Source organism: Burkholderia sp. AU45274 (genome assembly GCF_030482505.1).
Classification (GTDB): Bacteria; Pseudomonadota; Gammaproteobacteria; order Burkholderiales; family Burkholderiaceae; genus Burkholderia.
Genome location: NZ_JAUJQE010000003.1, coordinates 474,869 through 497,454 on the forward strand (window position 1 = coordinate 474,869; position 22,586 = coordinate 497,454).

Sequence of the window (22,586 nt, forward strand, 5' to 3'; positions counted from 1 at the left end):
ACATCGCGAGCGGCCGCCCCCTTAAAACTTCCACAGCAGATTGCCGTACAGCGCGTGGTCGCTGAAGCTTCCACCGATCTGGCCGCTATACGACAACCCCAGCGACAGGTTCTTCGTGACGGCCGCATCGACCCCGACCTCGAGCACCGCGGCATCTCGCGCGACCGGCACGCCGACCACGCTGAACGGTGAACCGCCGCTCGCGAACGCCAGCGTCGAACCCGGCTGCGTATTGCCGAACGCATGCCGCCAGCCGACGGTCCCGAACGCGGTGACCTTGCCCTTCGTCGTGACCGCGACATCGGTCGAGGCGCGCACGCCGAGCGTCGAGAAGCCGAGGCCGGTCGTGCTGGAATCGCCCTGCAGTGCTGCCGCGCCACCGTTCTCCCTGAAGCTACCGGTATGCAGGCTCGCATACGCGAGTCCGACGAACGGTTCGAGTGCGACGTTGCGGATGGCCGTCGAGTAACCGATCTCGGTGAACACCTGCGTCGCGTTCGCGTCGTAGCTGGCGGTGTCGTGGTCGGAGAAGCCGCCGAACGACGGATTGCGCTCGCTATGCACGCGGTACCACGACTGCGCGAGGCCGCCGCGCACGTTCCATGCGTCGTACCGGCCGCTGGCGTACAGCGCGATCGTCTCGCCGTTCACCTTCGCCGACTGGTTCTGGTCGGCATTGAGCAGGGTGCGCGATGCGCCGCCCGCGATACCGACGCGCCAGTGGCTGCTGACCTCCGCATCCGTCCCGACGACGAAGCCATACAGGTTGCGATCGACCGACGCGACGCCGTCGCCGTCGAACCGGCTATGCGAGCCGTACAGCCGGCCCCACACCGCCGGCTTGAACGACTTGGCCGGCGTACAGCCGTTCTCCGACGCCAGGCGCCGGTCGAGCGACGCCGCGTGATCGTCCGCCGACACCGGCGCCTCGCAGCCGCACAATGCACCGCCGGGCTGCGAGCCGAGACGCGCGCGATCGAGCACCGCGTCGCGCACGTAGCGGGTGTCGGACAGCAGCACGCTTCTCGTGCTCGGATGCAGATCGCCGTCAAGCTGCGCGAACGCGCGGTTGGCAGTCGGAGCATCCGACGTCAGCACGGTATCGAACAGCGGATTGCCGGCGCCGAGCGTGCCGACCGCGCCCGCCACCGCTTGCCCGTCGGGCGTCGTCGCCACCGACGCGAACGGCGTGCCGTTCGGTGCCAGCGACATCAGCACCTGCGCCGGGTTGTACGTGAGCGTCGGCGTGAGGAACGCATACGTCGAGTTCACCGCGCTGAACTGCCCCTGCACGCCCGCGCCGGCGTTCACGATGGTGTACAACTTGCCCGGCTGATACTGCCCGGTCGCCGCGACGACCTGCACCGTCCCGCCGTTGAGCGCGGCCGAGCCGGTCACGTCGAGGCCGCCGCTTTGTTGCGGCGTCGCGCCGACCTGCAGCGTCGAGCCCGGCTGGAACGTCGCATTGCCCGCCACCTTCAGCGGCTGCCCGAGCTGGAGCACCGAAGCGGTGCCGCCGCCCGACACGACGAGGCCACCGATCGTGCCTGTCCCGGTGACGGTCGCGCCGTTGCCGACGGTCACCGGCGAGCTGGCCAGCGAACCGGTGACGGCGAGCGTGCCGCTGGCCACGGTCGTCGGCCCGGACAGCGTGTTCGTGCCGCTCAGCAACTGCGCGCCCGTGCCGGCCAGCGTCAGCGGCCCGGTGCCCGACAGCGTGCCCGCGAAGGTGCTGGTGCCCGCGGTGTTGACCGTCAGCGGCGTATTGCCGAGGTTCACGCTCGAGCCCGTCGCGCCCGACAGCGTGCCGATCGACTGCGGCGCGGCCGAGCCCGCCAGGTTCAGCGTCGCGCCGCTGCCCGCGAGGATCATCGGGCTGGTCGGCGCGAGGCTGCCTGCACCGGTGAGCGCCAGCGTGCTGCCACTGCCGATCGTCGTGCCGCCGGTGTAAGTATTGGCGCCGGTCAGCGTCTGCGTGCCGCCGCCCTGCACCGCGAAGCCGCCGGTGCCCGCGATCGTGCCGCCGAAGGCGCCGCCTGCCGGGCCGGCCACCGTGAGCGTGTTGCCGCCGAGATTCACGGTCGAACCCGCGGTGCCCGACAAGGCACTCGTCGTCTGCGGGCTGCTGGCGCGAGCCACGTCGAGCGTCGCGCCGGTGCCGGCCAGCGTCACCGCACTGCCGGACGACAGGCCGCCGCTGCCGCCGACCGCCAGCGTGCTGCCGCTGCCGATCGTCGTGCCGCCCGTGTAGGTGTTGGCACCGGTGAGCGTCGTCGTCGACGGGCCGCTGACCGCCAGGTTGCCGCCGCCCGAAATCGGCCCGCTCAAGCCGAGGTTGTTCGCGCCGCCGACCGTCAGCGTCGAACCCGTGCCGAGATTCACCGCGTTGCCGAGCGTCGTGCCGGCCACGCTGGTGCCGAGCGTGCCGCCGTTGCCGCCGACGTTCAGCGAGCCGCTGCCGAGTGCCGTCGGCGTGCCGGCAACCAGCGTGCCGCCGCCCGTGACGCTGGTGCCGCCGGTGTAGGTGTTGGCACCCGACAGCGTCGTCGTCGCCGGGCCGGTGACCGACAGATTGCCGGTGCCGGAAATCGCGCCGGTCAGGCCAAGGCTGTTCGGGCCGCTCACCGTCAGCGTGGAACCCGTCCCGAGGTTCACCGCATTGGCCAGCGTCGTGCCCGGCGTGCCGGCGGCCAGCGTCCCGCCTGCGCCGCCGGTGTTCAGCGCGCCGGTGCCGAGCGCCGCGTTGCTGCCCGCGACCAGCGTGCCGCCACCGGTCAGGTTCGTGCCGCCCGAATACGTGTTCGAACCGGTCAGCGTCTCGGTGCCCGTGCCGCCCAGCGTCAGGCTGCCGCCCGTGCCGGCGATCGTGCCGCCGTACGTACCGCTGCCCGACCCGCCGAGCGTCAGGTTGTTGCCGCCGAGGTTCACCGTCGAACCGGCCACGCCCGACAGCCCGGTCGTCGTTTGCGGCGTCGTCGCGCCGCTGACATCGAAGGTTGCGCCCGCACCGGCCAGGTTCAGCGGACTGCTGCCGGAGAGGCTGCCGCCCGCACCGATCGCCAGCGTGCCGCTGTTGATCGTCGTCGCGCCGGTGTACGTGTTCGCGCCGGCCAGCGTTTCCGTGCCCGTGCCCGACAGCGTCAGCCCGCCCGTGCCGCCGACCGTACCGCCGAACGTGCCGCTGCCCGAACCGCCAAGCGTCAGCGTGTTGCCGCCGAGGTTCACCGTCGAGCCCGATACGCCGGACAACGAGCCCGTCGACTGCGGCGTCGTGGCCGCGCTGACGTCAAGCGTCGCACCCGTACCCGACAGGTTGACCGCACTGCCCGCCGACAGGCTGCCGCCCGCGCCCACCGCGAGCGTGCTGCCGTTGCCGATCGTCGTGTTGCCCGTGTACGTGCCGGTACCGGTGATCGTCGTCGTTGCAGGGCCGGTCACCGACAGGTTGCCGCTGCCGCCAATCGCGCCGCCGAGGCCCAGATTGTTCGCACCGCCAACCGTCAGCGTCGAACCCGTGCCGAGATTGATCGCGTTCGTCAGTGTCGTGCCTGCGACGCTCGTGCCGAGCGTGCCGCCTGCGCCGCTCGTGTTCAGTGCCCCCGTACCGAGCGCCGACCCATTGCCCGCGAGCAGCGTGCCGCCGCCGGTCAGGTTCGTGCCACCCGTGTACGTATTCGCGCCGGTCAGCGTTTCGGTGCCCGTGCCCGACAGCGTCAGGCTGCCGCCCGTGCCGGCGATCGTGCCGCCGTACGTGCCGCTGCCCGAACCGCCGAGCGTCAGTGCATTGCCGCCGAGGTTCACCGTCGAACCCGCTACGCCCGCCAACGCGCCCGTCGACTGCGGCGTCGTGGCGGCACTCAGGTCCAGCGTTGCCCCCGCCCCCGCCAGATCGACCGCGCTGCCCGACGACAGGCTGCCGCCCGCGCCGACCGCCAGCGTGCTGCCGTTGCCGATCGTCGTGCCGCCCGTGTACGAGCTCGCGCCGGTGAGCGTCGTCGTCGACGGTCCGGTCACGGCGAGATTGCCGCTGCCCGAGATCGCACCGCCGAGGCCCAGGTTGTTCGCCCCGCCGACCGTCAGCGTCGACCCCGCACCGAGATTCACCGCATTGCCGAGCGTCGTGCCGGCCACGCTGGTGCCGAGCGTGCCGCCCGCGCCGCTCGTGTTCAGCGCACCCGTGCCGAGTGCCGATCCGTTACCCGCGATCAGCGTGCCGCCGCCCGTCAGGCTCGTGCCGCCCGTGTACGTGTTCGTCCCGTTGAGCGTCTCGGTGCCCGTCCCGCCCAGCGTCAGGCTGCCGCCTGCACCGGCGATCGTGCCGTCGTACGTGCCGCTGCCCGAACCGCCCAGCGTCAGGTTGTTGCCGCCCAGGTTCACCGTCGAACCAGCGACGCCCGACAACGTGCCCGTCGTCTGAGGCGTGGTCGCGCCGCTCAGGTCGAAGGTTGCGCCCGCACCCGTCAGGCTCACCGGCGTCGTCGCCGACAGACTGCCGCCCGCGCCGATCGCCAGCGTGCCGCTGTTGATCGTGGTGGCGCCCGTATAGGAGTTCGCGCCGGTCAGCGTTTCGGTGCCGGTGCCGTTCATCGTCACGCCGCCCGTGCCGGCGATGTTGCCCGCGTAGGTGCCGCTGCCCGTGCCGCCGAGCGTCAGGTTGTTGTTCCCGAGGTTCACCGTCGAGCCGGCCACGCCCGAGATCGCGCCCGTCGATTGCGGCGACGACGCGCCGCTCAGGTCGAGCGTCGCGCCGGACGCCGTCAGGCTGACCGGGCTGCTCGACGACAGGCTGCCGTTGCCGCTGATCGCGAGCGTGCCGCTGTTGATCGTCGTCGCGCCGGTGTACGTATTGGTGCCCGTCAGCGTTTCGGTGCCGGTGCCCGACAGCGTCAACCCGCCCGTACCGCCGATCACGCCGCCGTACGTGCCGCTACCCGATCCGCCCAGCGTGAGCGTATTGCCGCCGAGATTCACGTTCGTGCCGGTTCCGCCGGACAGCGCACCGCTCGTCTGCGGCGACGTGGCCGCGCTCAGGTCGAGCGTCGCGCCGGTACCCGACAGGTCGATCGCGCTGCCCGACGACAGGTTGCCGCCCGCGCCGACCGCCAACGTGCTGCCCCCGCCGATCGTCGTGCTGCCGGTGTAGGTGTTCGCGCCCGACAGCGTCGTCGTCGACGGACCATTCACCGCGAGGTTGCCGCTACCGCTGATCGCGCCGCCGAGGCCCAGGTTGTTCGCACCGCCGACCGTCAGCGTCGAACCGCTGCCGAGGTTCACCGCGTTGCCCAGTGTCGTGCCGGGCGTGCTCGCGGACAGCGTGCCGCCTGCGCCGCTCGTGTTCAACGCGCCCGTGCCGAGTGCCGTATTGCTGCCCGCGACCAGCGTGCCGCCGCCGGTCAGGCTCGTGCCGCCCGTGTACGTATTGTTGCCCGTCAGCGTTTCGGTGCCCGTGCCCGACAACGTGAGGCTACCGCCCGCGCCAGCGATCGTGCCACCGTACGTGCCGTTGCCCGTGCCGCCGAGCGTCAGGTTGTTGCCGCCGAGATTCACCGTCGAACCCGCCACGCCCGACAGCGTGCCGGTCGTCTGCGGTGTCGTCGCGCCGCTCACGTCGAACGTGGCGCCCGCACCGGTCAGGTTGACCGGGCTGCTCGACGACAGGCTGCCGCCCGCGCCGATCGCCAGCGTGCTGCCGCCGCCGATCGTCGTCGCGCCCGTGTACGTGTTGTTGCCGGTCAGCGTTTCGGTGCCCGTGCCCGACAGCGTCAGCCCGCCCGTGCCGCCCACGGTGCCGCCGAACGTGCCGTTGCCCGAACCATTCAGCGTCAGCGTGTTGCCGCCGAGGTTCACCGTCGTGCCCGATACGCCCGACAGCGTGCCCGTCGTCTGCGGCGTCGTGGCCGCGCTCACGTCGAGCGTCGCACCCGTGCCCGACAGGTTGACCGCGCTGCCTCCCGACAGGCTGCCGCCCGCGCCCACCGCGAGCGTGCTGCCGCCGCCGATCGTCGTGTTGCCCGTGTACGAGCTCGCGCCGGTGAGCGTCGTCGTCGACGGGCCGGTCACGGCGAGATTGCCGCTACCCGAGATCGCGCCGCCGAGGCCCAGATTGTTCGCACCGCCAACCGTCAGCGTCGATCCCGTGCCGAGATTGACCGTGTTGGTGATCGTCGTGCCGGCCACGCTGGTGCCGAGCGTGCCGCCCGCGCCGCTCGTGTTCAATGCGCCCGTGCCGAGCGCCGCGCTGCTGCCCGCGAGCAGCGTGCCGCCGCCGGTCAGGTTCGTGCCGCCCGAATACGTGTTGTTGCCCGTCAGCGTTTCTGTGCCGCTGCCCGACAGCGTCAGGCTGCCGCCCGCACCGGCGATCGTGCCGCCATACGTGCCGTTGCCCGTGCCGCCCAGCGTCAGGTTGTTGCCGCCGAGGTTCACCGTCGAACCGGCCACGCCGGACAGCGTGCCGGTCGTCTGCGGCGTCGTTGCACCGCTCACGTCGAACGTCGCGCCCGCACCGGCCAGGTTGACCGGGCTGCTCGCCGACAGGCCGCCGCCCGCACAGATCGCCAGCGTGCCGCTGTTGATCGTCGTCGCGCCCGTGTACGTATTGACACCCGTCAGCGTTTCGGTGCCCGAACCGGACATCGTCAGCCCGCCGGTACCGCCGATCGTGCCGGCATAGTTGCCATTGCCGGAACCGGCGAGCGTCAACGTATTGCCGCCGAGATTGACGTTCGTGCCGGCGACGCCCGACAGCATCCCGCTCGTCTGCGGCGAAGTCGCCGCGCTCAGGTCCAGCGTCGCGCCCGAGCCGGAGAGGTTGAGCGCGCTGCCCGCGGACAGGCCGCCGCCCGCGCCCACTGCCAGCGTGCTGCCACCGCCGATCGTCGTGTTGCCCGTGTACGTGTTCGAACCCGTGAGCGTCGTCGTCGACGGGCCGCTCACCGTGAGATTGCCGCTGCCCGAGATTGCGCCGCCCAGCCCGAGATCGTTCGCACCGCCAACCGTCAGCGTCGAACCCGCGCCGAGGTTCACCGTGTTGCCCAGCGTCGTGCCCGCCACGTTCGTGCCGAGCGAGCCGCCCGCACCCGAGACGTTCAGCGCGCCGGCACCCAGTGCGCTGCCGTTGCCGGCAATGAGCCCGCCGCCGCTCAGCGTCGTGCCGCCCGTGTACGTGTTCGGGCCCGTCAGCGTCGTCGTGCCCGAGCCGGTTTGCGCGAGGCCGCCGTCACCGGCAATCGTGCCGCTCAGGCCGAGGTTGTTCGCGCCGTTCAGGCCGAGCGTCGCGCCCGCGCCGAGATTCACCGCGTTGCCGAGCGTCGTGCCGCTCACGCTGGCGTTCAGCGTGCCGTTGCCGGTCACGTTCAGCGCGCCGGTGCCGAGCGCCGTATTGCTGCCGACGCTGAGCCCGCCGCTGTTCAGCGTCGTGCCGCCGCTGTAGGTGTTCGAGCCGCCGAGCGTGATCGTGCCCGCGCCCGACTGCACCACGCCGCCCGCGCCGGAAATGATGCCGTTCAGGCCGAAGTCGTTGAGGCCGCCGAGGTTCAGTGTCGAACCTCCGCCGAGATCGAACCCGTTGGCGAGCAGGATGTTGGCCGTGCTCGCGTTGAGCGCGCCGCCTGTGCCGGTCACGTGGACCGCGCCCGTGCCAAGCGCCGTACTGCTGCCAACGGACAACCCGCCACCGCTCAGCATCGTGCCGCCCGTGTACGTGTTGGCGCCGGAGAGCGTCGTCGTCCCGCTGCCGGTCTGCGCGAGACTGCCGCCGCCCGAGATGAGCCCGCCGAGGCTCAGGTCGGCCGCACCGTTCAAGCCCAGCGTCGCGCCTGCGCCGAGATTCACCGCATTGCCGAGCACCGTGCCGGGGACGTTCGCCGCCAGCGAGCCGCCCGCACCGGCGAGGTTCAGCGCACCGGTGCCGAGCGCCGCGTTGCTGCCCGCGATCAGCGTGCCGCCGCCGGTCAGGTTCGTCCCGCCTGAATAGGTGTTGTTGCCTGTCAGCGTCTCCGTGCCCGTACCGCCCAGCGTCAGGCTGCCGCCTGCGCCGGCGATCGTGCCGCCGAACGTCGCGTTGCCCGAGCCGTCGAGCGTCAGCCCGTTGCCGCCCAGGTTCACCGTCGAACCGGCCACGCCCGACAGCGCGCCCGTCACCTGCGGCAACGTCGCGCCGCTGAGGTCGAACGTCGCGCCCGCGCCGGCCAGATTCACCGCGCCACCTGCCGACAGGCCGCCGCCCGCGCCGATCGCCAGCGTGCCGCTGTTGATCGTCGTCGCGCCCGTGTACGTATTGATACCCGTCAGCGTCTCGGTGCCGGTGCCGGACAGCGCCAGCCCGCCCGTGCCGCCGATCGTGCCGCCGAAGGTGGTGTTGCCCGCGCCGCCCAGCGTCAACGTGTTGCCGCCGAGGCTCACCGTCGAGCCGGCCACGCCGGCCAGCCCGGCCGTCGCCTGCGGCGACGTGGCCGCGCTTAGGTCGAGCGTCGCGCCCGCGCCGGCCAGGTCGAACAGACTGCCCGCCGACAGGCCGCCGCCCGAGCCCACCGCGAGCGTGCTGCCACTGCCGATCGTCGTGCTGCCGGTGTACGAGCCGAGCCCCGTGAGCGTCGTCGTCGCCGGGCCGTTCACCGACAGGTTGCCGCCACCGGAGATCGCGCCGCCCAGCCCAAGATTGTTCGCACCGCCAACGGTCAGCGTTGCGCCCGTGCCGAGATTCACCGCGTTGCCGAGCACGGTGCCGCCGACGCTCGTGCCGAGCGTGCCGCCCGCGCCCGCGACGTTCAGCGCCCCCGTGCCCAGCGCCGCGCCGTTGCCGGCGATCAGCCCGCCGCCGCTCAGCGTCGTGCCGCCCGAGAACGTATTGGCACCGAGCAGCGTCGTCGTGCCGCTACCGGTTTGCGCGATCCCGCCGTTGCCGGCTATCACCCCGCCCAGGCTAAGGTCGGCCGAGCCGTTCAGGCCGAGCGTCGCGCCCGCGCCGAGATTTACTGCATTGCCGAGCAAAGTGCCGGCGACGTTCGTCGCCAGCGTGCCGCCCGTGCCCATCACGTTCAGCGCACCCGTACCCAGCGCCGCGCCGTTGCCCGCGATGAGCCCGCCGGCGCTCAGCGTCGTGCCGCCCGAGAACGTGTTCGTGCCGGTGAGCGTCGTCGTGCCCGTGCCGGTTTGCGCAAGGCTGCCGTTCCCGGCGATCGTGCCGCCCAGGCCCAGGTCGGTCGCGCCGTTCAGCCCCAGCGTGACGCCGGTGCCGAGATTCACCGCGTTGCCGAGCGTCACGCCCGGCACGCTCGCGCCGAGCGACGCCGAGCCGTTGACGTCGAGAGCGCCCAGGCCGAGCGCCGTGGCGCTGCCGACGACCAGGTTGCCGCCGGTCAGCGCCGTGCCGCCCGTGAACGTGTTGTTGCCCGTCAGCGCCTGCGAGCCGGTTCCCGACAGCGTCAGCCCGCCCGCCCCGCCGATGTTGCCGGCGAAGACGCCGCTGCCGCTGCCGGCCAGCGTCAGGTGGTTCGCCCCGAGATCGATCACCGAACCCGCGACGCCCGACAGCGTGCCGATCGACTGCGGCGTGGTCGCACCGGCCACGCTGAAGTGCGCGCCCGCGCCGCTCAGGTTGACCGGGCTCGACGCGGCAAGGCTGCCGCCCGCGCCGATTGCCAGCGTGCCGCTGCCGATCGTGGTGCCGCCGGTGAACGTCTCGGCCGCGGTCAGCGTCGTCGTGCCCGGGCCGCTGACATTGAGGCCGCCGGTGCCCGAGATGATCCCGCCCAGCCCGAGGTCGTTCGCGCCGCCCACCGTCAGTGCGGCGCCCGCGCCGAGCTGGATTGCATTGCCCAGCACCGTGCCGCCGACCGTCGTGCCGAGCGAGCCGCCCGCACCCGTCACGTTCAGCGCGCCCGTCCCCAGCGCGCCGCCATTGCCGGCGAGGAGCCCGCCGCCGCTCAGCGTCGTGCCGCCCGAGAACGTATTGGCACCGAGCAGCGTCGTCGTGCCGCTGCCGGTTTGCGCGATCCCGCCGTTGCCGGCGATCACGCCGTTCAGGCCGAGATCGTTCGCACCGGTCAGCGCCAGCGTCGCGCCCGTGCCGAGGTTCACCGCGTTGCCCAATGCCGTGCCGCTCACGCTCGCGCCGAGCGCACCGCCCGCGCCCGCGACATTCAGCGCACCGGTGCCGAGCGCCGCGTTGTTGCCGGCGAGCAGCGTGCCGGCGCTCAGGGTCGTGCCGCCGCCGAAGGTGTTCGCGCCGGACAGCGTCGTCGTCCCCGCCCCGCTCAGCACGAGCCCGCCGGTGCCGTTGATCGCGCCGTTCAGGCCGAGGTCGTGCGCGCCGTTCAGCGTCAGCGACGCGCCGTTCAGGTTGATCGTGTTCGCGAGTGCCGCGCCGGCGGCCAGGTCCGCGCTCAGCGAGCCGCCGAGGCCACTCACGTTCAACGCGCCGCCGATGCCGAGCGCCGTGTTGCCTTCGACGATCAGGCTGCCGCCCCCCGTCAAGCTCGCGCCGCCGGTGAACGTGTTCGCGCCGGACAGCGTCGTCGCGCCGGTGCCGCCGAGCGCCAGGCTGCCCGCGCCGGCAATCGTGCCGCCCAGGCCGAGATCGGCCGAGCCGTTCAGCCCGAGCGTCGCGCCCGCGCCGAGATTGATCGCATTGCCGAGCACCGTGCCGCTCGCGTTGGTCGCGAGCGAGCCGCCCGTGCCGGTCACGTTCAGCGCACCCGTGCCCAATGCCGTGCCGTTGCCGGCGACGAGCCCGCCCGCGCCGAGCGTCGTGCCGCCCGCGAACGTGTTCGCGCCGAGCAGCGTCGTCGTGCCCGACCCGGTTTGCGCGAGACTGCCGCTGCCGCCGATCGTGCCGCCGAGGCTCAGGTCGGCCGCACCGTTCAGGCCGAGCGTCGCGCCCGCGCCGAGATTCACCGCATTGCCGAGCAGCGTGCCGCTCGCGTTGGTCGCGAGCGAACCGCCCGCGCCGGTCACGTTCAGCGCCCCCGTGCCCAATGCCGCGCCGTTGCCGGCGACGAGACCGCCCGCGCCCAGCGTCGTGCCGCCGGTGAACGTGTTCGCGCCGAGCAGCGTCGTCGTGCCCGACCCGGTTTGCGCGAGGCTGCCGCCGCCACCGATCACGCCGCCGAGGCTCAGGTTGGCCGCGCCGTTCAGGCCGAGCGCCGCGCCGGCGTCGAGGTTCACCGCGTTGCCCAGCAGCGTGCCGCCGACGCTCGTGCCGAGCGAGCCGCCCGCACCGCTCACATGCAGCGCGCCGGTGCCGAGCGCGGCGCCGTTGCCCGCGATCAACCCGCCGCCGCTCAGCGTCGTGCCGCCCGCAAACGTGTTGGGGCCGAACAGCGTCGTTGTGCCCGTGCCGGTTTGCGCGAGGCTGCCACTGCCGCCGATCGCGCCGCCCAGGCCGAGGTTGGCGGAACCGTTCAGGCCCAGCGTGACGCCGGTATCCAGATTCACCGCATTGCCGAGCACCGTGCCGCCGACGCTCGTGCCGAGCGTGCCGCCCGCGCCCGTCACGTTCAGCGCGCCGGTGCCGAGCGCCGTCCCGGTGCCGACGACGATCCCGCCGCCGCCCGTCAGATTCGTTCCGCCGGTGAATGAATTGGCGCCGTTCAGCGTCAGCGTGCCGGCGCCGCTCGCGTTCAGCGCACCGCCGCCGGTCAGCGCACCCGACAGCGCGAGGCCCGTCGCGCCGTCGACCGTCAACGCCGTGCCGAGCGTCACGTTGTTGAGCAGGTTCACCCCGGCCGCGCCGGCCTCGAGGGTGCCGCCGCCGACGACGATCGTTCCCGTCCCCAGCCCGCCGCTGTTGTTGAGGATCGCGGTGCCGCCGGTCAGCGACGCGTTCGACGCGGTCGATGCGCCGTTGATGTTCCACGTACCGCCCTGGACCGCGAGATGGGTGAAATTGCCGAACGTATCGACCGCGACGGTGCCGTTCGCCGCGCTGCCGGCGGCCGTGTTCAACTGCAGGTTGAGCGTGTTGTTGCCGCCGAGGCCCGCATCGACACCGAGGCCGACCGACGATCCGGTCATCGCATTGAACGTATTCGACGTCCCGACGGCCGCGCCGAGCGACACGTTCCCCGTGACGGTTCCCGCGTTGGTGAACGTATTGCCAGTGCCGGCCAGTCCGCTCGGGGCCAGCACCACGGAGCCGTTGATCGCGCCGCCGCTCGCGTTGGTGAAATTGACCTGCGCGCCCCCCTGCGCGGTGACCACCTGCGCGGTCGGGCCCGCGGTGAAGCCGAGAATGCCGGTCGTGCCGATCGTGCCGGCATTCGTGATGTTCGTCGTCCCGCCGATGCCGTTGTAGACGGTCAATGCCGGCCCGTTGCCCAGCAACCCGCTGGTCGAGCCCATCATCACGCCGGTGCTCGCGTTCGTGACGTTGACCGTGCTCGGGGACAGGATATTACCGACGACCGTGCCGTTCGAAACGACGCTCAGGCCGGCCAGGGAGGGGTCGATCGTCCCGTTGTTGGTCAGCGTGACGCCGCTGCCCGTCAACGACATCGCGGTCCCGCCGAACAACGGCAGCACGGAAACGGTCGCGCCCTGGGCGACCGTGACGTTGAGGCCGTTCGTGCCGTTCGCGTAACTGGAGGTCGCGCCGGTACAGGTGACGGCGGGTGTTCCGGTGCAGGCGGCCAGTGCTTCTGCGGGAATGACCCCGGCGCCGACCAGCGCGACCAGCATGCCGGTCGGAACGAGGAATTTCGGACGTGCATCCGCGCGCTTTTTATTCGAACCCATGCGCATACGCATAATCACACCTTCCCATAAAGAGAATCGACGTCCCGAATCCTTCCCGCAATTAGGAATACAGAAAGGAAATACCGGAATCTGTTATTCGATTTTTCTGGATAAATGCCGCCTCGTCATCAAACCAAAACGGATGACCGGATTGACAACTGGCGAGAATTAATCAACTGGCATTATTTAATCAGCATCTTTTACTTTTAATCCCCCTGCCCGTCAAATCTTCCACTTATTAGAAATCGCTGTTTCCGGCACATCAAAGACCCGGCCGGAGAGCCCACCCTGATTACGCGCCTCTATATCCAGGTCAAACGGCAGACGCAGCCAAAGTGCCTGCGCGGCAAGCCTTGCGCCACGAAAACGAACGCCGGAATCTCCCCCCCGGAATTCAATCGAAGAACTGTTGTTTCATATATGGATTAACCTGACTCCATCGCTCGATTCGCACTCCCCGCATTGATCGCGAGTCAAATATAGGCTCGACTCGCAAACGTTTTCCATGGGGTCGGCGAGTTTTTGTCAAAACTCAACATTCTTTCTGCGACATTCGCACATTCGTATACTGTTTGTAAATTTTATATTTTAACTAACGAGCCTGAATTATTAAGAAAGGCAAAAAAGACGATTTTCGAGATGCTGATTTATTCTCGAATCTGCTTTAATTGGTTCACATCCGTCGCATTGCGGTTTTGTCTCGCGAACGATAACGCGGTGTCCAAGGGAGAACTTCACGATGGTGACGTTGAACATCAACAACCGGCCGGCGGACGTCGATGCCGATCCGTCGACGCCGATGCTCTGGGTGCTGCGCGACAACCTCGGTCTGACCGGCACCAAGTTCGGCTGCGGCACCGGCGACTGCGGCGCGTGCACCGTGCACGTCGACGGTCGGGCCGTGCCGAGCTGCACGCTCGCGCTGTCGTCGGTGGGAAATGCGCGCATCACGACGTCCGAACACCTCGCCGACGATGCGATCGGCAAGGCCGTCCTCGACGCGTGGGTCCGCCACGACGTCGCGCAATGCGGTTATTGCCAGAGCGGCCAGATGATGAGTGCGGCAGGGCTGCTGCGCGGCAACAAGGCGCCGACCGATGCCGACATCGATCGCGCGATGGCCGGCAACCTGTGCCGTTGCGCCACCTACCAGCGCATCCGCGCCGCGATTCACGCCGCGGCCAGTGCGCTTGCCTGAGACCGCCGGGAGACTGTGACCATGCGTATCCGCACTGCCGGGCGCCCGGCGAACACCCGCGCCCCTGCCTCCGACGCTTCGACCGTCACCGGAGCCGGCTCTCCGATGCCCGGCCGGCGCGACTTCCTGAAACTCACGATGGCGGCGAGCGGCTGTCTCGCGCTCGGCATCACACCGAAGCGCGCCGGCGCCGAAGCCGGCATGACCCTTCGGACCTCGCCGCCTCAAGCATTCCTGATCATCGCACCGGACAACACGGTGACGGTGGCCGTCAACCGGACCGAGTCCGGCCAGGGCGTCAGCACCGCGCTGCCGATGGCGCTGGCCGACGAACTCGATGCCGACTGGCGCAACGTGCGCACCGTGCTCGCGCCGGCGGGCGAACCGTACAAGGATCCGGTGACCGGGATCCAGATGACGGGCGGCTCGACGTCGATCAACCATTCGTTTACGCAATACCGCGAACTCGGCGCGTCCGCGCGCGCGATGCTCGTCGCCGCGGCCGCCCGGCGCTGGAACGTCGATCCGGCCACGTGCCGGACCGCGCTGGGCGTCGTGACGTCCGGCAGCCACACCGCGACCTACGGCGAACTCGCGGCGGACGCGATGGCGATGCCGGTGCCGCAGCACGTGCCGCTGAAGTCGCCCGACCAGTTCCGCATCATCGGCAAGCCGACCCTGCGCGTCGATTCGCGCGCCGTGCTCGACGGGACGCTCAAGTACGGAATGGACTGGCGCCTGCCGGACATGATGGTGGCCGTGGTCGCGCGCCCGCCGCGCTTCGGCGGACAGGTTGCAAGCTACAACGCGGCGGCGGCCCGCGCGGTCAAGGGCGTGGTCGAGGTCGTCGAAATCCCGACCGATCGCGGCGGCACCGGCGTGGCCGTGATCGCGAACGGCTACTGGCCTGCGAGGCTCGGTCGCGACGCGCTGCAGGTCACGTGGAAGGACACCGGTTCGACCGTCACGTCCGCCGAACAGATGCAGGCATACAAGCAGCTCGCCGGCACGCCCGGCACCGTGGTGCGCACGGCCGATGCCGGCAACGCGCCACCGGCGGCCACGCGAATCCGGCAGGACTACGAATTTCCGTATCTGGCTCATGCACCGATGGAACCGCTCAGTTGCACGGTTGACGTCGGCCCGCCGAGCTGCGCATGCGGGATCAAGATCTGGGGCGGCTCGTCGATGCAGACGTCCGATCGCGCCGCGGTCGCGAAGGCACTCGGTGTCGTGCCCGAGAAAGTCCAGATCTTCACGATGATGTCGGGCGGTGACTACGGCCGGCGCTCGACGCCCACGTCGGACTACGTGGTCGAAGCCGCGCGTGTGTCCGCCGCGTACCTGGCAGCCGGCCACCTGGGCCCGGTCAAGACCATCTGGGCGCGCGAGGACGACCTGCGCGGCGGCTATTACCGCCCGATGGTGCTGCATCGGGTCGACATCGGCGTCGACGGCAGCGGCGCGGTGCGGGACTGGCAGCACGTCGTCGTCGGCCAGTCGGTGCTGAAGGGTTCGCCGCTCGAGCGCACGACGATTCGCAAAAGCGGCACCGATCCCGACCTCACCGAAGGCGTGGCGAACAGCCCGTACGGTTTCCCGATGCAGGTCTCGGTCCACCAGCCGGACGTCGACGTGCCGGTCCAGTCATGGCGCTCGGGCGGCAATACGCATACGGCGTTCGTGATGGAGACGCTCGTCGACGAACTCGCGCACGCGGCCCGCCAGGATCCGGTCGCGTACCGGATGGCGCGGCTGTCCAGCCCCGAGCACACTCGCCATCGCCAGGCGCTCGCATTGGCCGTCGACAAGTCGGGCTACGGCGCACGCACGCTGCCCGCCGGCCATGCGTGGGGCGTCGCGATGCACGAAACCGCCGGCACGGTCGTCGCGTATGTCACCGAGGTGTCGATCGAAGCCCGGCAGCCGCGCGTGCACCGCGTGACGGCCGGCGTGCATGCCGGCCGCATCGTGAACCCGACCGGCGCGGAAGCGCAGATCCAGGGCGGTGCGCTGTTCGGCCTCGCGACGACCAAGCCGGGTTTCGCGATCGACGTCGAGCATGGTGCGGCCCGCAACGCCGGCTTCGCCGACTACTCGCCGGTGCGGATGCAGGAAGCAGCGCCGGTGGACGTGTTCTTCGTCCCGTCGGACGCGCATCCGACCGGGTTGAGCGAGGCCGGCGTGCCGCCGATCGCACCGGCGGTCGCCAACGGCGCGTTCGTTCTGACCGGCGAGCGGATGCGCGCGTTGCCGTTCGCGCCGATGCTGGTCGCGTCGACCGCGCCCGCACTGCCTGCCGCGGCGGCAGCGGAAGACGACCCGTACGCCGACCTGGCGGCCGGCGGTTGCCGGATGCCGCACAAGGCAAAGACGGCCGCGTTGAAGCCGAAGGTCAGTCAAAGCCAGGCCGGCGTCGGGCAAGCCAGCGCGGTGCCCAAGTTTCTCCGTCCCAAGCGGAAAGCAGGCATCCCGTGCATCGACGATCTCAAGAAGCCAACGACGACCTGATGCCCGTTATCGGTTTGGCGAGCCGAAGCCGGGATGGAAGGATGCGTGCGTGCGGCCGCGGGCGATTTTCCACGGGACATCCGGATCAATGCCGTGACCCCGACCGTACTGACCGAATCCGTGGTCGGGGTTCGGTCGTTTTTTTCCCCGGCCGCGAAAGCGCGCCGGCGTCACGTGTGGCAATCGCCTACCGACGCAGCGTGGAAGGCGTGCATGGCGGCCGCGTTTATCGGGTGGGCCATTGACGTCGAGGGCGCGCCCCGCGAGCCCGAATCCCGCGCTCCGCCGCCCGCCCCAGATTCCACCAAGCCATCACCGCCCCCACCACCAGCAACAGAGCCGAAACGATCAACGCCCGCTCCATCCCATGGACGAACGCCACGCCCCCTGCCTCACGAACGAAGAAACCAAACAACGCGACGCCCATCACGCCGCCCACCTGACGCGCCGTATTCAACAACCCCGACGCCACACCTGACTGCGCGCCGCTCACCGCCGCGAGCGCCGCGTCCATGATGGTCGGTATCGTCAACGCAATGCCGCTGCCCGCAAGCAGCATCGGTATCGCAAGCAACCCGTTGGATTGCGCGGCAATTGCCGGCCACATCGCCAGATAACCGACCGCTGAAATCGACAGCCCGGCCGTCGCCAGCGTGCGCGCGCCCAGCCGGCCGGTCAGCCGCCCGGCGACGATGCTCATGATCATCAGCACCCCCATCATCGGCAGAAACGCGACGCCCGCACGCACCGGCGTCATACGCCAGACCGACTGAAACAGCAGGCTCAACGTAAAGACGATGCCGTAGAAGACCAGGTTCGCGATCGCACCGATCACGATCGAGCTGCGGACGATCCGGTCCTGCCACAACCCTGCCGGCAGCATCGCGTCCGGATTGCGCGCCTCCAGCCGGACGAACGCGATGCCCAACGCAACGCACAACACGAATGCACTCACGATGACCGGACTGCGCCATCCCAGCGCACTGATCTCGGTCGACGCGAACGTGAGCGCCGCCAGCGCAAACGCACCGGTCAGTTGCGCGGGAAGATCGAGGCGCCTGCCGCCCTGCGCTTTCGTGTCGGGCGCAAACCGCCACGTCAGCCAGATACCGGCAATGCCGACCGGCACGTTGACCAGGAAAATGCTGCGCCAGCCGACTGCAGCGATGAGCAACCCGCCGGCCAGCGGCCCCGCGGCCAGCGCAATGCCGCCGCCGGCACCCCACCAGCCGATCGCGCGGCTACGCGCTGCCGCGTCGTCGAATGCGAGACGCAGCACGGCCAGCGAGTTCGGCACCAGCAGCGCGGCGCCGATCCCCTGAACGAGACGCCAGGCGATCAACGCGCCGATGGAATGCGCGAGGCCGCAGCCGATCGATGACAGCGTGAAGATCGCGTAGCCGGCAATGAACACGCGCTTTGCACCCAGCCGGTCGCCGAGCGCGCCCGCCATCAGCAGGGTCGCCGCGAACACGAGCGCATACGCGTTGACGACCCATTGCAGGTCGGTGAGCGCAGCGCCAAAGGACGTTCGCAATGCATCGAGCGCAACGTTGACGACGCTGACGTCGATCAGGACGACCGCATAACCGAGGCACGCCGCCGTTTGAACCAGCCGCGGGTGAGGTGTGGATGAGGTCTGCATCGGCAATCCTTCGCATTCGGAGGATTGAAGCGTAGAGGATCGTCTTCTGTGCGAATATTCCGCAAAACAGCACAGCAACCTGGAGAAAATGCACCGATGTTCGACTGGGAAAACCTGCGTTACTTCGTTGCCGTCGCTCAAGCGGGGAGTCTTTCCGCGGCCGCCCGGCGATTGAACGTCGACCATGCGACAGTCAGCCGTCGCCTGGCCGCACTCGAATCGGAATTGAAGATGCGCGTGATCGACAGGTTGCCGCGCGCGTGCCGGCCGACCGCCGCCGGCCGGCAGATTCTCGAGTTCGCCGGGAAAATGGAGGAGCACGCGTTTGCGATCGAGCGCCTCGCGCTCACGGAACATCTGCCGATGCACGGCACCGTGACGATCAGCGTGCCGCCCGTTCTCGCCAACAATTTCTACGCGAATCATCTGTATGCGTTCGCGCAAATGCATCCGGGTATTCGGCTGTCGATGGCCAGCCAGGCGCAAAGCGTCTCGCTCGCCCGTCGTGAAGCGGATATCGCCGTGCGCCTGTTCCGCCCCGAAGAGCCGCAAAACGTGACGCGCAAGCTGGGCGAGATGGCTTTCGGGCTCTATGCGAGTCGCGACTATGCGCACGCGTCGACGCCTGACGATTGGGCGTTCATCTGCTACGACGCGCAATTCGCGGAAATGCCGCATCAGAAGTGGCTCGAGTCGATCGCTCGAGGTCGCCGCATCGCGTGCGAAGTCAGCGATATCACGACGCAGCAGGTCGCGGCCCGTACCGGAATCGGCGTCGCGGGCCTACCCGTGTTCATGGGCGATGACGATCCGGGGTTGCAGCGCTTGCCGTTCGACGGGGAACCGTACGCCCGCGACATCTGGCTGGTCGTGCATGCCGATCTCAGGCATTCCCCGTCGATTCGCGCGGCGATCGACTTCATCGCCGACGTGACGGGAAAGACCTTCGCGCCGGATTCGAGGCAGTAGCGACGTCCATACCGTGGCGTGCGATACCGGGCGCCGGGATCGATCGCGATGCCTGCGCCGAGCTTCACCACGCCCCTTCTTGCGGGCGCGTGGCGTCAACACCCATCTGCACACACACGCGCCCCATCAAACCACCGCCCTCAACCACCCCAGCACATCCCCCTGCGCACTCTCCACCACCACCGGTTCCGGCGTCAACAAGCAGTAATGCGAACCATCCTCGACGAACCCCATCGGCGCGACGAGCACACCGCTTTCGATGTCGTCGCGAACGAGGTGCCACGGGCCGATCGCGACACCGAGCCCCGCAACCGCCGCCTGCAGACTGAAATAGAAATGGTCGAACATCTGCCCGCGCCCGCCCGCGGCCGGCTGGTTCGCCGCCACTGCCCATTCCTTCCACGCGTGCGGCCGTGTCCGCGTGTGCAGTCGCGCAACATCCGCCTTCAACGAGCGACTGCCACGACGCGCGGAAAACCACGCATCGACCTTATCCGGCCGGCAGACCGGCCCCACCTTCTCCGCGAACAGCCGCTCCGCGTGATAACCCGCCGGCCACGCAAAGTCATTGCGTCGAATCGCCATGTCGATGCCGCTGTCGAATGAGAACGGACCGCCTGCGGCAGCCAGGTGAATGTCGACGCCCGCATGCCGCGCCTGAAAATCCGGCCAGCGCGGAATCAGCCAGCGCATCAGAAGCGTCGGTTCGCACGACAGTACCCAGCGCCGCGCCCGGGCGGCCTCGGTACGCAATTCCTGCGCGGCGTGACGCATCAGCCCCAGCCCGTCATGGACGGCCTGCGCCAGCTTGCGGCCCGCATCGGTCAGGAACACGCGACGGCTGCGCCGCTGGAACAGCGCGACACCCAGGTCGTCCTCGAGCAATCGCACCGCGCGGCTGACCGCGCCATGGGTCAGGCACAGCTCGTCGGCCGCACGGCTGAAATTCTCGTGACGCGCCGCCGCCTCGAAGCAACGCAGCGCCATCAGCGATGGCAGGTTCGTGCGAAATGACTGTGAGTCAATCTCACCATTCTGGTCAGAAATCATCGCTTTTTCCGATGGAACATGACCCATAAGATTGCGCCATCAAGCCATCAATCGCAAGGACAAGACGATGACCGAACTGATAGTTGTAGTCACCATCACGCTGCTGGCCGTGATCAGCCCGGGGCCGGACTTCGCGATGGTCACGCGCAACAGCCTGATGCTGTCGCGCCGCTCGGGCGTACTCACCGCGCTGGGGATCGGGCTCGGCGTGACGGTTCACGTAAGCTACACGCTGCTGGGCGTCGGCCTGCTGATCCGGCAGTCGCTGTGGCTCTTCAATGCCGTCAAGCTGGTCGGCGCGATCTACCTGATCTACCTCGGCGTGAAGATGCTCATGACGAAGGCGGGCAACGGGCAGACGGATGCGCCGGCCGCACCGCTGTCCGACCTGGCCGCGCTGCGCACCGGCTTCCTGACCAATGCGCTGAACCCCAAGACCACGGTGTTCATCGTCAGCCTGTTCATGCAGGCCGTGCGGCCCGACACGCCGTTGATCGTGCAGATCGGCTACGGCGCGTTCATCGCCGTCGCGCATGCCGGCTGGTTCAGCCTGGTGGCCCTGTGCTTCTCCGCGACGGCCGTCCGCGATCGCCTGCTGGCGCTACGGCACTGGATCGACCGCACCTTCGGCTGCCTGCTCGTGGGCTTCGGCGTCGCGCTTGCCATCGCGCGCGGCGGGCGCTGATTCGAAACGGCGCGCCACCCGTCGATGCAACCGACCGGCGCGCTTCGCCGGCGCGCCGGATGCGCCACTCGGTCGCTTTAGAACGTACGCGCGATCGTGCGGGCTTCGTCGATCGCGCGACTGCGATCGACCGCTCCGTCGGGGCCGAGCAAGGTGCGCTCGACGACGATCCCGGTGACGTCCTTCACGCCCACGAACTTGAGCCAGGTCTCCATGTACGGGCGCTGCAGATCGAATTCGGCCGCCGGGGTAAATGAGCCCGGCGACTGATAACCGAGCCCGCGCGCGTAGACCACCGCCGCCTTTTTCCCGGCCAGCTTGCCGGCGAAACCTGTGCCGTCGAACGTGAACAGCACGTCCTTCTGCGAGATCACGTCGATCAGGTGCTTGAGTTTGTACGGAATACTGAAATTCCACAGCGGCACGCCGAACAGGAGCTTGTCCGCTTCGTGGAACGGCGCCGCGAGCTGCTCGATCCGCTGCCATGCCGCCGCCTGAGCCGGCGTCAACGCGTTGCCGCTCAGTCCCGCATATTTAGCGGCCAGCGCGGCTTCGTCGAATTCGGGTATCGCCAGATTCCAGATGTCGAGCGCCTGTATCTCGTGATCGGGATGCGTGTGCCGATACGCATCGAGAAAGGCATTGCACACGTCGATGGACGCCGAGTAGTCCTTGTTGGGTGAGCCTTCGATATAAAGCACGCGTGTCATGAAACCGGTCCTTGCCGAAAGTGACGGCGACGCGCGGGATGCGCGATCGCCCACTGCCCTTCGCAGCCTATCGGATCGACCTATAATCCGGAAACGATATGAATTGATCGAATTAACCCGAATTGGTGATCAATGAACACGCCGCTCGACACCTCACTGCTTCATACGTTCGTCGCCATCGCCGACGTACGGAGCTTTACCGGCGCAGGTCGCAGGCTGCATCTCAGCCAGTCCGCGGTCAGCGCGCAGATCGCTCGTCTCGAGGTGCAGGTCGGCCGGGCGCTGCTCGCCCGCAATACGCGCAGCGTTACGCTCACCGAGCATGGCCGGATGCTGCTCGGCTACGCGCGCGCGATGCTCAACCTGAGCGAGGAAGCGAAGACGAAACTGGGCAGCGGCAACGCAGTCGATGTCACGCTGCGCATCGGCGCATCGGAGGATGTGGCGGGAGGCTGGCTGCCCGACGTGATGCGCCGCCATGGCGCCGCGCGGCGCGGCTTGCGGCTGAATCTGACGGTCGACATCGGCGACAGCCTGTTTCAACGGCACGCCGACGGCGAATTCGATCTCGTGATCGGCAGCCGGTGCGCGCACACGGGCCAGGGCGCGACGTTGTGGCGAGAGCCGCTCGTCTGGGCGTTTGCGTGCCACGAGCCGCTGCCGGAAGGCGATGTGCCGCTCGCGTGCTTCCCCGATCCGTGCCCGTACCGGGGCGCTGCCATCAAGGCGCTCGCGCTGGCCGGCATGCCCTATTTCATCGCATGCGAAAGCCCAAGCGTCACGGGCATCCGCACGTTCGCGCGCGCCGGCATCGCGATTGCGCCGGTGCCGCGCAGCGCGATCGACGACACGCTCCGCGAGCTGGGCGTGTCCGAAGGCTTGCCGGCGCTGCCGGACATGGAATTCGTGATGATGCACGACGCGGGAATGCCGGCCGCCGTCGAATTCGCTGCGACGCTTGTCGATGAAACCGCCATTCGCAACGGGGCCGGCGTGCGCAACCGGCCCTAGCGTGCAGTTCGGTCACGGCCGAGGTTCGATCACAGGCACTTACCGACGCATGCAAGTTCGGCCACAACGGCGCGC

Annotated in this window: 9 protein-coding genes and 1 pseudogene; 6 read left to right on the plus strand and 4 right to left on the minus strand. The window is 69.3% G+C overall.

Going from position 1 to position 22,586, the window contains the following annotated elements:
* Nucleotides 1-21: 21 nt before the first annotated feature.
* On the minus strand, nucleotides 22-12,744 hold the full coding sequence (locus QZM35_RS14970; protein WP_301776243.1) for an autotransporter-associated beta strand repeat-containing protein: 12,723 nt from the start codon (nucleotides 12,742-12,744) through the stop codon (nucleotides 22-24).
* A 727-nt stretch (nucleotides 12,745-13,471) separates the two neighbouring features.
* On the opposite strand from QZM35_RS14970, the gene QZM35_RS14975 reads away from it, so the two are divergent.
* From QZM35_RS14975 to QZM35_RS38160, 3 genes and pseudogenes are all read left to right on the plus strand, one after another.
* On the plus strand, nucleotides 13,472-13,930 hold the full coding sequence (locus QZM35_RS14975) for a (2Fe-2S)-binding protein (RefSeq protein WP_089433835.1): 459 nt from the start codon (nucleotides 13,472-13,474) through the stop codon (nucleotides 13,928-13,930).
* A 21-nt stretch (nucleotides 13,931-13,951) separates the two neighbouring features.
* Nucleotides 13,952-16,441, plus strand: a complete 2,490-nt coding sequence (locus tag QZM35_RS14980) for a xanthine dehydrogenase family protein molybdopterin-binding subunit (protein WP_301776244.1) — start codon at nucleotides 13,952-13,954, stop codon at nucleotides 16,439-16,441.
* Nucleotides 16,442-16,468: 27 nt separating this feature from the next.
* A pseudogene (locus QZM35_RS38160) lies at nucleotides 16,469-16,686 on the plus strand (short chain dehydrogenase); the annotation flags it as partial.
* On the opposite strand, the gene QZM35_RS14985 reads toward QZM35_RS38160, so the two are convergent.
* The gene (locus tag QZM35_RS14985) at nucleotides 16,668-18,086 is read right to left on the minus strand and encodes an MFS transporter (protein WP_301776245.1); all 1,419 of its coding nucleotides are present in this window, start codon (nucleotides 18,084-18,086) and stop codon (nucleotides 16,668-16,670) included. The pseudogene QZM35_RS38160 and the gene QZM35_RS14985 overlap by 19 nt on opposite strands.
* A 96-nt stretch (nucleotides 18,087-18,182) precedes the next feature.
* On the opposite strand from QZM35_RS14985, the gene QZM35_RS14990 reads away from it, so the two are divergent.
* Nucleotides 18,183-19,055, plus strand: a complete 873-nt coding sequence (locus QZM35_RS14990; protein WP_089433838.1) for a LysR family transcriptional regulator — start codon at nucleotides 18,183-18,185, stop codon at nucleotides 19,053-19,055.
* Between the two features lie 126 nt (nucleotides 19,056-19,181).
* On the opposite strand, the gene QZM35_RS14995 is transcribed toward QZM35_RS14990, so the two are convergent.
* On the minus strand, nucleotides 19,182-20,105 hold the full coding sequence (locus QZM35_RS14995; RefSeq protein ID WP_301776246.1) for a LysR family transcriptional regulator: 924 nt from the start codon (nucleotides 20,103-20,105) through the stop codon (nucleotides 19,182-19,184).
* 67 nt (nucleotides 20,106-20,172) lie between these two features.
* Here QZM35_RS14995 and QZM35_RS15000 point away from each other — a divergent pair, with 67 nt between their 5' ends.
* Nucleotides 20,173-20,790 (plus strand): LysE family translocator, encoded by a 618-nt coding sequence (locus QZM35_RS15000; protein WP_089434031.1) that lies wholly within the window; start codon nucleotides 20,173-20,175, stop codon nucleotides 20,788-20,790.
* Between the two features lie 77 nt (nucleotides 20,791-20,867).
* Here the strand turns inward: QZM35_RS15000 and QZM35_RS15005 are convergent, their stop codons facing one another.
* On the minus strand, nucleotides 20,868-21,500 hold the full coding sequence (locus tag QZM35_RS15005) for an FMN-dependent NADH-azoreductase (RefSeq protein WP_301776247.1): 633 nt from the start codon (nucleotides 21,498-21,500) through the stop codon (nucleotides 20,868-20,870).
* Between the two features lie 132 nt (nucleotides 21,501-21,632).
* Here QZM35_RS15005 and QZM35_RS15010 point away from each other — a divergent pair, with 132 nt between their 5' ends.
* Nucleotides 21,633-22,511: a LysR substrate-binding domain-containing protein gene (locus tag QZM35_RS15010; RefSeq protein ID WP_301776248.1), complete on the plus strand. Its 879-nt coding sequence runs from the start codon at nucleotides 21,633-21,635 to the stop codon at nucleotides 22,509-22,511.
* The last annotated feature ends 75 nt before the right edge of the window (nucleotides 22,512-22,586 follow it).

Excerpts from the sequence above, each read along its gene's own strand:
- QZM35_RS14970 (WP_301776243.1), bottom strand. The coding sequence starts at position 12,744 with ATGCGTATGCGCATGGGTTCGAATAAAAAGCGCGCGGATGCACGTCCG.
- QZM35_RS14975 (WP_089433835.1), top strand. The coding sequence starts at position 13,472 with ATGGTGACGTTGAACATCAACAACCGGCCGGCGGACGTCGATGCCGAT.
- QZM35_RS14980 (WP_301776244.1), top strand. The coding sequence starts at position 13,952 with ATGCGTATCCGCACTGCCGGGCGCCCGGCGAACACCCGCGCCCCTGCC.
- QZM35_RS14985 (WP_301776245.1), bottom strand. The coding sequence starts at position 18,086 with ATGCAGACCTCATCCACACCTCACCCGCGGCTGGTTCAAACGGCGGCG.
- QZM35_RS14990 (WP_089433838.1), top strand. The coding sequence starts at position 18,183 with ATGTTCGACTGGGAAAACCTGCGTTACTTCGTTGCCGTCGCTCAAGCG.
- QZM35_RS14995 (WP_301776246.1), bottom strand. The coding sequence starts at position 20,105 with ATGATTTCTGACCAGAATGGTGAGATTGACTCACAGTCATTTCGCACG.
- QZM35_RS15000 (WP_089434031.1), top strand. The coding sequence starts at position 20,173 with ATGACCGAACTGATAGTTGTAGTCACCATCACGCTGCTGGCCGTGATC.
- QZM35_RS15005 (WP_301776247.1), bottom strand. The coding sequence starts at position 21,500 with ATGACACGCGTGCTTTATATCGAAGGCTCACCCAACAAGGACTACTCG.
- QZM35_RS15010 (WP_301776248.1), top strand. The coding sequence starts at position 21,633 with ATGAACACGCCGCTCGACACCTCACTGCTTCATACGTTCGTCGCCATC.